This is a genomic window from Variovorax boronicumulans (assembly GCF_029892485.1).
Taxonomy (GTDB): domain Bacteria; phylum Pseudomonadota; class Gammaproteobacteria; order Burkholderiales; family Burkholderiaceae_C; genus Variovorax; species Variovorax boronicumulans_B.
Window position 1 is genome coordinate 286,287 of the sequence record NZ_JARXVG010000008.1, and the last position, 10,461, is coordinate 296,747.

Below are 10,461 nucleotides of genomic sequence, written 5' to 3' on the forward strand. Positions count from 1 at the left end.
CCCCTTTTCCTCCCATGCATGCCATTCTCCAACGCCGTCCCTGGCTGCTGGTTGCTGCCGTTGCCGCGACGCTCTGCCTCGGTGCCTGCAGCGGTTTCAGCGATCGCACGCGTGGCGCGCTGTCCGCGGTCACGCCCTACAAGGTCGAAGTGGTGCAGGGCAACTTCGTGTCGAAGGAACAGGTCGCGGCGCTCAAGCCCGGCATGTCCCGCCAGCAGGTGCGTGAAATCCTCGGTACTTCGCTGCTGAACGATGTCTTCCACGCCAACCGCTGGGACTACGTCTTCACCATCCGCCGCCAGGGCGTCGATCCGCAGGAGCGCCGCCTGACGGTTTACTTCAACGGCGAGTTGATGGACCGCTTCGAAGGCGACCAGATGCCCAGCGAAGAAGAATTCGTCGCCACGCTCGACACCCGCAAGAAATCCGGCAAGGTGCCCCAGCTCGAGGCCACCGAAGACGAGCTCAAGAAATTCGCGCCGGCCAAGGACGAGAAAGCCGACGCCGCCGCATCGGCCTCCGTGCCTCCGCTGCCGGCGGCTTACCCTCCGCTCGAAGCTGCGCGCTGAGCGCAACAGGAGCGGGCGGCGCCCGCCGAGTCAGGCGGCGTCCGTCCGGTGCCCTTCTTGGTTCCAGTGGCCTGCGGGCCATCTTGAAGACTGAATCCGCGTGACCGAACCTACCTCCTCTTCCTCCCTCTCCGCCACCCCCGCGCTGCGCCGCATCGCCATCGCCGGCGCTTCGGGCCGCATGGGCCACATGCTAATCGAGGCCGTGCGCAATGCGCCCGACTGCCGGCTGGCCGGCGCGCTCGACATCGCCGGCAGCGAGGCCATCGGCGCCGACGCCGCGGCCTTCCTGGGCTTCACGAGCGGCGTGCCCATCGTGGCCGACCTGCGCACGGGCCTCCAGGATGCGCAGGTGCTCATCGACTTCACCCGCCCCGAAGGCACGCTTGCGCACCTGGCGGTCTGCCGCGAACTCGGCGTGCAGGCGGTCATCGGCACCACGGGCTTCAGCGATGCGCAGAAGGCCGAGATCGCCGAGATCGCGAAAGACGTGGCCATCATGCTGGCGCCGAACATGAGCGTGGGCGTCAACGTCACCTTCAAGCTGCTCGAAATGGCTGCCAAGGCGATGTCGACCGGCTACGACATCGAGATCATCGAAGCCCACCACCGTCACAAGGTCGATGCGCCCTCGGGCACCGCGCTCAAGATGGGCGAAGTCATCGCCGACGCGCTGGGCCGCGACCTGAAGGACTGCGCCGTCTATGCCCGCGAAGGCATCACCGGCGAACGCGATCCTTCGACCATCGGCTTCTCGGCCATCCGCGGCGGCGACATCGTGGGCGACCACACCGTGCTGTTCGCCGGCATCGGCGAGCGCATCGAGATCACGCACAAGTCCTCCAGCCGCGTGACCTACGCGCAGGGCGCGCTGCGTGCGGTGCGCTTCCTGGCCGACCAGAAGTCCGGCCTGTTCGACATGTACGACGTGCTGGGCCTGCGCTGAGGACACCCCGATGAGCGTCCTCGAACTGCTGACCCATGGCGACGGCGTCAGCCGTTCGGTGGCGGCGCTGCTGCTGGCGATGTCGATCGCGAGCTGGGTCGTGATCCTCTGGAAGGCGTGGCTCCTGCGCGGCGGCACGCGTGACGTGCTGCGCAGCATCGCGGCGTTCTGGCAGTCGGCCACGCTTACCGATGCCGAGCAGAAGCTCAAGGCATTCGACCGCGCTTCGCTGGTGCTGCCGGCGGTTGTCGCCATCAAGGACGCGGCAGCCTTCAACGTCAACGGAACGCTCGGCGCCACGGGCGACCGCAACCAGCGCCTCACGCGGGCCCTGCGCGATGCGTTGCACGCTGCATTGCGGCGCTTGCAGGCTGGCCAGATTCTTCTTGCAACGGTCGGCGCCACGGCCCCTTTCGTCGGCCTGCTGGGCACGGTCTGGGGCATCTACGGCGCGCTGACGGGCATCGCGGGCCAGACCGGCGGCTTCACCATCGACAAGGTGGCCGGCCCCGTCGGCGAGGCGCTCGTCATGACCGCCTTCGGCTTGGCGGTCGCCATTCCGGCCGTGCTGGCCTACAACGTGTTCGGCCGCGTCATCGGCCGCATCGAAGCCGAGCTCGAGGGCTTCGCGCACGACCTGCTCGGCAGCTTCGGCGACGCACCGGCACCCGCCGCGCCGCCGCCCGCACGGCCGATGCCGGTCTGAAGGCGCGCACGCCATGGCCTTCGGTCGCTCTTCGCTAGGCAGCAGCGCCACCGGCGGCGGGCGCGCCATGGGGGCCGGCGGACAGCGGCCGCTCTCGGACATCAACGTCACGCCGCTGGTCGACGTGATGCTGGTGCTGCTGGTGATCTTCATCATCACGGCGCCGCTGATGGCCAGCTCGATCAAGCTCGACCTGCCGCAGACCGATGCGGGCCAGCCCAACGACACGCCCAAATTTGTCAGCCTCTCGGTCGATGCCTCGGGCAAGGTCTTCCTGAACGACAAACCCGTGACCGATGAAGAGCTGGCAACCCAGCTCGAGAAGGCGGCCGCGGACAGCAAGGACACCGAAGTGCAATTGCGCGCCGACCAGACCGTGCCTTACGGCAAGATGGTGGCGCTGATGGGGATTGCGAACAAGGCGGGGTTGAGCCGTATCGGGTTCGTGACAGAGGCCGAAGCGGCTCTCCAAAAGCCGCGCTGATCCCGTCTTGCTCCTTCCCCTCCCGGGGGAAGGTTGGGATGGGGGCAAGCGGCGTTCGACAAGCCGCGCCGATTGATGCGCCGCCGTGCCCCCACCCCACCCTCCCCCGGGAGGGGAGGGAGAAATACCGAACGAAACCTCAGCCCAGCACCACGGGCTTCGTGTGCCAGATCTCGTGCGCGTACTGCGCAATCGTGCGGTCCGACGAAAACGCCCCCATCCCCGCCACATTGAGAATCGCCATCCGCGTCCACGCATCCGAATCGCGGTACAGCGCGTCGACCTCGGCCTGCTTCGCGACATAGCTCGCGTAGTCGGCCAGCAGCAGATAGTGGTCGCCCCAGTTCACCAGCGCGTCGTAGATGCCCTGGTAGCGCGAGGGCTCGCCCGGCGAGAACGCGCCGTCGCGGATCGCGTCGAGCACGCGCTTGAGTTCCGCGTTGTCTTCGTAGACCTCGCGCGGCTGGTAGCCGCGGGCACGGATGTCGGCCACCTCCGGCGTCGTGTTGCCGAAAATGAAGATGTTCTCCGGCCCCACGTTCTCGCGCATCTCCACATTGGCGCCATCCAGCGTGCCGATGGTGAGCGCGCCGTTGAGCGCGAACTTCATGTTGCCGGTGCCCGAGGCTTCCGTGCCCGCGGTCGAAATCTGCTCCGACAGGTCGGCCGCCGGCATGATGATCTCGGCCAGGCTCACGCTGTAGTTCGGCAGGAACACCACCTTCAGCAGCTTGCCCACGCGCGCATCGGCATTGACGGTGGCGGCCACGTCGTTGATGAGCCGGATCACCAGCTTGGCCATCACGTACGCCGACGCCGCCTTGCCCGCGAACACGACCACGCGCGGCACGATGTCGATGGGCGTGCCGGCTGCCTGCGCGTCCAGGATGCGGTGGTAGCGCGCCACCACGTGCAGCACATTGAGCAGCTGCCGCTTGTATTCGTGGATGCGCTTGACCTGCACGTCGAACATCGCGTCGGTGTCCAGGTCGATCTTCAGGTGCTCCCCGACCCAGTTGGCCAGCCTCAGCTTGTTCTCGCGCTTGGCGTGGCGGAAGGCGCGCACGAAGGCGGGCTGTGCCGCCATGGGCTTGAGTGCTTCGAGCTGCGACAGGTCGCGCCGCCAGCCCTTGCCGATGCGCTGGTCGAGCAGCGCCGCCAACGGCGGGTTGGCCTGCGCCAGCCAGCGGCGCGGCGTGACGCCGTTGGTCTTGTTGTTGAAGCGCTCGGGAAAGATCTTGTCGAAGTCGGCAAAGATCGATTGCTTCATGAGCTCCGAATGCAGGCCCGAGACCCCGTTGATCGAGTGGCTCGCCAGCACCGCCACGTACGCCATGCGCACGCGACGCTCGCCCGCCTCGTCCACCAGCGAGAGCCGGCGCATCAGCTCCACGTCATTGCCGACTTTCTGCGCCACGGTGGCGAGGAACTTCGCGTTCATGTCGTAGATGATCTGCAGGTGCCGCGGCAGGATGCGCCCGAGCATCTCCACCGGCCAGGTCTCCAGCGCCTCGTGCATCAGCGTGTGGTTGGTGTAGCTGAACACCTTCTGCGTGTGCGCCCAGGCCTCGTCCCACGCCAGGCCATGCTCGTCGAGCAGGAGGCGCATGAGCTCGGGCACCGCGAGCACCGGGTGCGTGTCGTTCAGGTGGATGCTGACCTTGTCCGCCAGCTGGTCGAAGCTCTTGTGGCTGCGCAGGTAACGGCGCAGCAGGTCCTGCACGCTGGCGCTGCAGAAGAAGTATTCCTGGTGCAGCCGCAGCTCGCGGCCCGAGGGCGTGGAGTCGTCGGGGTAGAGCACGCGCGAGACGTTCTCCGACTGGTTCTTGCTCTCCACCGCGCCCATGTAGTTGCCGCGGTTGAAGGCCGAGAGGTCGATCTCCTCGGTGGCGCGCGCCGACCACAGCCGCAGCGTGTTCGTGGCCTGCGTGCCGTAGCCGGGAATGATGGTGTCGTAGGCCACGGCCAGCACGTCGTGCGTGTCGACCCAGTCGGCCGCGCCATAGGGTGCGTTCAGGCCCTCGCGCTTTTGCACATGGCCGCCGAAGCACACGCGGTAGTTCACCTCGGGCCGCTGGAACTCCCAGGGATTGCCGCGCGTGAGCCAGTAGTCGGGTGTTTCCACCTGCTGCCCGTCGACGATGCGCTGGCGGAACATGCCGTATTCGTAGCGGATGCCGTAGCCCATGCCCGGCACGCCGAGCGTGGCCATCGAGTCGAGAAAGCAGGCCGCGAGCCGGCCGAGGCCGCCGTTGCCCAGCGCCGCGTCGGGCTCGCGCTCGGCCAGCGCCGACATGTCGACGCCGAAGTCGGCCAGGGCGTCGCGCACCGTGTCGTAGAGGTCGACCGCGAGCAGCGCGTTGGTGAAGGTGCGCCCGATCAGGAACTCCATCGAGAGGTAGTAGACGCGCTTCAGGTCCTGCGCATAGTTGGCGCGCGTGGTCATCATCCAGCGCTCGACCAACTGGTCGCGCACGGCCTGCGAGGTGGCATTGAGCCAGTCATCCTGGCTGGCGGCGACCGGGTCCTTGCCGACCGCGTAGATCAGCTTGTTGGCCACGGCGCGCTTGAAGGCCGCGACGTCGCGGTCGGGGTGGTCGTAGGCGAAGTCTTTGATCGTCATGGTGGGTGTTTCGGTGTGGGTGGTGTTGTGTTGGCCGTGCAAGGGTCAGGGGGTGCCCAAGGCTTGCCGGTAAACGTCGATGTACTGCGCGGCGGCGGTGGCCCAGTCGGCCGGCCGCCGCATCGCATGGCCGCGCACGCGGCGCCAGTCGGGCGCGCGGTCATAGAGCGCGAAGGCGCGGCGCAGGGCCCGTTCGTAGTCGGCGCCGTCGAAGCGGTCGAACACGAAGCCGGTGGCCTCGCCGCTCGCCATGTCTTCCAGCGTGCTGTCGACCACCGTGTCGGCCAGCCCGCCCACGCGGCGCACCAACGGCAGGCTGCCGTATTTCAGGCCGTACATCTGCGTGAGGCCGCAGGGCTCGAAGAGCGATGGCACCAGCGTCACGTCGCCCGCGCCGAAGAGCTGGTGCGCGAGCGCCTCGTTGTAGCCGATGGTGACGCTGACCGACTCCGGCGCCGCGGCCGCGCGCTGGCGGAAGGCCTCTTCGAGCCAGGCCTCGCCGCTGCCCAGTAGCGCGAGTTGTCCGCCCTGGGCCAGCAGCGCGTTCAGGCCGCCCAGCACCAGGTGCAGGCCCTTCTGCTCGGTGAGCCGGCTCACCAGGATGAAAAGCGGCGCGTCCGGCCGTTCAGCCAGCCCGAGCTGATGCTGCAGCACCGCCTTGCAGCGGGCCTTGCCCGCCATGTGACGACCTTCGGGCGTGTGATAGCCCTGCACCAGCGCGGCGTCGGAGGCCGGGTTCCAGACCTTGTCGTCCACCGCGTTGAGGATGCCGGTGAGCACACCGCTGCGCTGGCGCAGCAGGCCGTCCAGGCCGCAGCCCTGCTCGGGCGTCTGGATTTCGAGCGCGTAGGTCGGGCTCACCGTGGTGAGCTGGTCGGCGAAGTACAGGCCGGCCTTCATGTAAGAGACCTGGCCGTGGTATTCGAGCCCGTTCATGTGGAAGGCGGGGCCCGGCAGACCCAGGTCGGTGAAATTCCAGGGCGCGAAGATACCCTGATAGGCCAGGTTGTGCACCGTGAAAACAGTGCCCACTCGCGGTTGGCCGGCCCGCCGTGCAAAGGCGATGTAGGCGGGCGCCAGCGCCGCATGCCAGTCGTGCGCATGCACGACCTCGGGCTGCCATGCCGGGTCCAGCCCCTGTGCGAGTTGCGCCGCAGCCCAGCCGAGCAGCGCGAAGCGCCGGTGGTTGTCGGCGTACGGCTGGCGCGCCGTGTCTTCGTAGGGATTGCCGGGCCGGTCGTAGAGGGCCGGCGCATCGATCACGTAGGCGGAAATGGGAGGCGCGCCGTCGATGGCGATGTGTCCGGCACGCAGGCCGAAGCGCTCGCCCCAGGGCGCCGTGAAATCGGCCACCGGCGCGAGATCGCGCACCCCGGCCACGATGGCCGGAAAGCCCGGCAGCAGCACCCGCGCGTCCTCCCCCTCGGCCATGAGCGCCAGGGGCAGGGCGCCGGCGATGTCCGCCAGGCCGCCGGTCTTGAGGAGGGGGAATAGTTCGGCGCTGACCTGGAGGATTCGCATCGTTCGTGGCGGCGGCGTCAGGCCGTCAATCGCTTGAGCATCTCGCGGGTGACCAGCACCACGCCGGTCTCGGTGCGCTCGAAGCGGGCGGCGTCGGCGGCGGCGTCTTCGCCGATCACCATGTCGTCGGGAATCACACAGCCGCGGTCGATCACCACCTTGCTGAGCCGGGCGCCGCGGCCCACTTCCACGTCGGGCAGAAGCACGGCCTCGTTGATCTCGCAGAAGGAATGGATGCGCACGCCCGAGAACAGCACCGAGCTGCTCACCTTGGAGCCCGAGACGATGCAGCCGCCCGAGACGATGGTGTTGACCGTCATGCCGTGCTGCCCGTGGCGGTCGAGCACGAACTTGGCCGGGGGCAGCTGCCGCTGGTAGGTCCAGATGGGCCAGTCGGTGTCATAGATGTCGAGCTCCGGGGTGATCGAGGCCAGGTCGAGGTTGGCTGCCCAGAATGCATCAATCGTGCCCACGTCGCGCCAGTAGGCCTTGGCATCGGGCCCGCGCGAAGCCCGCGTGACGCAGGACATCCCGAAGGGATGCGCCAGCGCCCGGCCCTGCGCCACGGCGCGCGGGATGATGTCCTTGCCGAAATCGTGGCTCGAATCGGGGTTGGCGGCGTCTTCCTCGAGCAGTTGGTAGAGGTAGGCGGAGTCGAACACGTAGATGCCCATGCTGGCCAGCGCCACGTCGGGGTGGCCGGGCATGGCGGGCGGATCGGCCGGCTTTTCGAGAAAGGCGGTGATCTGGCGGCCGTCGTCGATGGCCATCACGCCGAAGGCGGTGGCCTCCATGCGCGGCACCTCGATGCAGCCGACGGTGCAGCCCAGGCCGCGCTCGGCATGGTCCTTCACCATGATCGAGTAGTCCATCTTGTAGATGTGGTCGCCGGCCAGCACCACCACGTAGTCGTGCTTGGTGGAGCGGGTCTGGATGATGTCCAGGTTCTGGAACACCGCATCGGCCGTGCCGCGGTACCAGTGCTCGTCGCCCACGCGCTGCTGCGCGGGCAGCACGTCGACCATCTCGTTGAGTTCGGCCCGCAGGAAGCTCCAGCCGCGCTGCAGGTGGCGCATGAGCGAATGCGACTTGTACTGCGTGACCACCGCCATGCGCCGGATGCCGGAATTGAGGCAGTTCGACAGCGCGAAATCGATGATGCGGAACTTGCCGCCGAAGTACACGGCCGGCTTGGCCCGCCGGTCGGTCAGCTGCTTGAGGCGGGAGCCTCGGCCGCCGGCCAGCACCAGGGCGATGGTGCGGCGGACCAGTTGGTGGGCCTGCAGGGGTTCCTGCGTGGTGAGCTTGTTGTCCATCCTGTGTCTCCGTTCGTTCGTTCGTTCGTTCGTTGGAATGCGTCGTCAGAGTTTCTGCAGCGAGGCTAGCACCGCGCTGCGCCCATGGCTTCTACGTTCTTGCAACCCGGATGCTCGAAAAATGCACCTCCGCCGCATCGCCGAGCGCCTGTGGTGAGGCGTCGTGGTCCTGCGCGGGATCGGTCGAGAGACAGTGGCGCCAGTCTCCCGGAGGCAGCGTGAAATTCACCGCCTGTGCGCCGGCATTGACCAGCACCAGCCATGCGCCCGCGTCCTCCCTCGCCGCGCTGTTGTCGAAGAGGATTGCAAGGGCTGTGCCCGCATGCCAGTCGTCCGGCGTCATCGGCTGGCCGTCGGGACGCAGCCAGCGGATGGCGGCTGCGCCTTCGGGCGGATCGGCCGGCCACCAGCGCGTGCTGCGCAGCACCGGCGCTTCGCGGCGCAAGGCCGCCAGGCGCGCGACGAAATCGCTCGTGCGCGTCATGTCGCCGGCGGGATCGGTTGCGCCGATCCATGCGAGCCAGGTGGTCTCGTTGTCCTGGCAGTAGGCGTTGTTGTTGCCCTGCTGGCTGTGGCCCAACTCGTCGCCGGCCAGCAGCATCGGCGTGCCCTGCGAGAGCAGCAGCACCGCGAGCAGCGCGCGCTGCAGGCGGCTTCGCTTTGCCAGCACGCCAGCGTCGTCGCTCGGACCTTCGACGCCGCAGTTGTTGCTCAGGTTGTGCGCGTGGCCGTCACGGTTGTTCTCCCCGTTGGCCAAGTTGTGCCGCTCTTCGTAGCTCACCAAGTCGCGCAGCGTGAAACCATCGTGCGCGGTGATGAAGTTGACGCTCGCCACCGGCGCGCGGCCGTGGTGGGCGAACTGCGTGCTCGAGGCTGTGAGGCGGTGCGCGAAATCGCCGAGACCGGCCGCACCGTCGCGCCCTTGCCGCAGCCAGAGGCCGCGTTGCGTGTCGCGGTAGCGGTCGTTCCATTCGAGCCAGCCGGGTGGGAACTCGCCGAGCCGGTAGCCACCGGGGCCGATGTCCCACGGCTCGGCGATCAGCAGCGTGCGCGAGAGCACCGGGTCCTGCGCGATGGCCGCGAAGAAGGGCGCGCGCGGATCGAAACCCGTCTGTGCGTTGCGCCCCAGCACCGGCGCGAGGTCGAAGCGGAAGCCATCGACGCCGAACTCGCAGGCCCAGTGGCGCAGGCTGTCCATCACCAGCTGCAGCACGCGGGGCTCGCCGAGGTTCAGGCAGTTGCCGGTGCCGGTCCAGTTTTCGTAGAGCGCGCGGTCGTCTTCGCGCAGGTGGTAGTACAGGGCGTTGTCGATGCCGCGCATCGAAAGCGTGGGGCCGAGCTCGTCGCTCTCGGCGCTGTGGTTGTAGACCACGTCGATCACCAGCTCCATGTCGCGCGCATGCACCGCATCGGCCATCGCGCGGAACTCGCTCGCGGGTGTGGTGCCGGGGCGGCCGCTCCAGTAGCGCGCCTCGGGTGCGAACCAGCCGATCGTGTTGTAGCCCCAGTAGTTGGCCAGGCCCATGGCGAGCAGGCGTTGCTCGTCGGCGCGGTGCTGCACGGGCATCAGGCTCAGGGTGGTGACGCCCAGGCGCTGAAGGTGGTCGAGCACGGCGGGCTCGGCCAGGCCGGCGTAGGTGCCGCGCAGTGCGGCGGGGACGCCGGGGTGCAATTGGGTTTGGCCGCGGACGTGCAGTTCGTAGAGGACGCGGTCGCTGGATGCGATGCAGGCGTGGCCGGGCGATGTTCGGGCACTCGTGCTCGCCGTCACTCTTGCTTTGAGCGCGACGGCGCCGTTGTCTCGCTCGTCGCGTTGGTCGGGGTTCGCTGGGTTGTGGCCGAGGAACAGGTCGCTGCCGTCGTAGCGGCCGACGACCTCGCGTGCATACGGGTCGAGCAGCAGCTTGGCGGGATTGAAGCGTTGGCCGTCTTGTGGTGCCCACGGGCCGTGGACGCGGTAGCCGTAGACCAGGCCTTCGCGGCCGGCCGGGAGGAGGCCGTGCCAGACGCCATCGGTACACGCAGGCAGGCGGAGGCGTTGCTGCTCGTTTTGCCCGGTGCTGTCGAAGAGGCAGAGTTCTACGGAGTCTGCGCTGGGGGCCGCTATTGCGAAGTTGACGCCTTGGGGTGTCGGGGTTGCGCCCAAGGGGTATGGAATGCCCGGGCTCAGCATTTCTTTGGGCCCTGGATTGGTTTGGTTACCGAGGCCGGGTCTCGCCCCGGCGGGCGACCTACTTTTCTTTGCTTCGCCAAAGAAAAGTAGGCAAAAGAAAGGCGACCCCACTGTCTGCGACCC

Annotated in this window: 8 protein-coding genes; 4 read left to right on the forward strand and 4 right to left on the reverse strand. The window is 68.0% G+C overall.

The window, feature by feature from the left end; translation table 11 throughout:
• Positions 1-14: 14 nt before the first annotated feature.
• The 4 genes from M2282_RS20265 (at position 15) to M2282_RS20280 (ending at position 2,705) form a co-directional block, all read left to right on the forward strand.
• A complete protein-coding gene (locus M2282_RS20265; RefSeq protein WP_280810557.1) occupies positions 15-569 on the forward strand; it encodes an outer membrane protein assembly factor BamE in 555 nt (184 codons plus the stop codon).
• Positions 570-714: 145 nt separating this feature from the next.
• Positions 715-1,515, forward strand: a complete 801-nt coding sequence (gene dapB / locus M2282_RS20270) for a 4-hydroxy-tetrahydrodipicolinate reductase (RefSeq protein WP_432422919.1) — start codon at positions 715-717, stop codon at positions 1,513-1,515.
• 10 nt (positions 1,516-1,525) lie between these two features.
• Entirely contained in the window at positions 1,526-2,221 is a 696-nt protein-coding gene (locus tag M2282_RS20275; RefSeq protein WP_280810559.1) for a MotA/TolQ/ExbB proton channel family protein, read from the forward strand.
• Between the two features lie 13 nt (positions 2,222-2,234).
• Complete coding sequence (locus M2282_RS20280) at positions 2,235-2,705, forward strand: ExbD/TolR family protein (RefSeq protein ID WP_280810560.1); 471 nt, start codon at positions 2,235-2,237, stop codon at positions 2,703-2,705.
• Between the two features lie 139 nt (positions 2,706-2,844).
• Here M2282_RS20280 and M2282_RS20285 read toward each other — a convergent pair whose 3' ends face one another.
• From M2282_RS20285 to glgX, 4 genes are all read right to left on the reverse strand, one after another.
• Positions 2,845-5,328 (reverse strand): glycogen/starch/alpha-glucan phosphorylase, encoded by a 2,484-nt coding sequence (locus tag M2282_RS20285; RefSeq protein ID WP_280810561.1) that lies wholly within the window; start codon positions 5,326-5,328, stop codon positions 2,845-2,847.
• Positions 5,329-5,373: 45 nt separating this feature from the next.
• On the reverse strand, positions 5,374-6,849 hold the full coding sequence (glgA, locus tag M2282_RS20290; RefSeq protein ID WP_280810562.1) for a glycogen synthase GlgA: 1,476 nt from the start codon (positions 6,847-6,849) through the stop codon (positions 5,374-5,376).
• 17 nt (positions 6,850-6,866) lie between these two features.
• Positions 6,867-8,165 (reverse strand): glucose-1-phosphate adenylyltransferase, encoded by a 1,299-nt coding sequence (gene glgC, locus M2282_RS20295; protein WP_280810563.1) that lies wholly within the window; start codon positions 8,163-8,165, stop codon positions 6,867-6,869.
• Positions 8,166-8,256: 91 nt separating this feature from the next.
• Positions 8,257-10,338: a glycogen debranching protein GlgX gene (gene glgX / locus M2282_RS20300; protein ID WP_280810564.1), complete on the reverse strand. Its 2,082-nt coding sequence runs from the start codon at positions 10,336-10,338 to the stop codon at positions 8,257-8,259.
• Positions 10,339-10,461: the final 123 nt, after the last annotated feature.

Excerpts from the sequence above, each read along its gene's own strand:
- M2282_RS20265 (WP_280810557.1), top strand. The coding sequence starts at position 15 with ATGCATGCCATTCTCCAACGCCGTCCCTGGCTGCTGGTTGCTGCCGTT.
- M2282_RS20275 (WP_280810559.1), top strand. The coding sequence starts at position 1,526 with ATGAGCGTCCTCGAACTGCTGACCCATGGCGACGGCGTCAGCCGTTCG.
- M2282_RS20280 (WP_280810560.1), top strand. The coding sequence starts at position 2,235 with ATGGCCTTCGGTCGCTCTTCGCTAGGCAGCAGCGCCACCGGCGGCGGG.
- M2282_RS20285 (WP_280810561.1), bottom strand. The coding sequence starts at position 5,328 with ATGACGATCAAAGACTTCGCCTACGACCACCCCGACCGCGACGTCGCG.
- glgA (WP_280810562.1), bottom strand. The coding sequence starts at position 6,849 with ATGCGAATCCTCCAGGTCAGCGCCGAACTATTCCCCCTCCTCAAGACC.
- glgC (WP_280810563.1), bottom strand. The coding sequence starts at position 8,165 with ATGGACAACAAGCTCACCACGCAGGAACCCCTGCAGGCCCACCAACTG.
- glgX (WP_280810564.1), bottom strand. The coding sequence starts at position 10,338 with ATGCTGAGCCCGGGCATTCCATACCCCTTGGGCGCAACCCCGACACCC.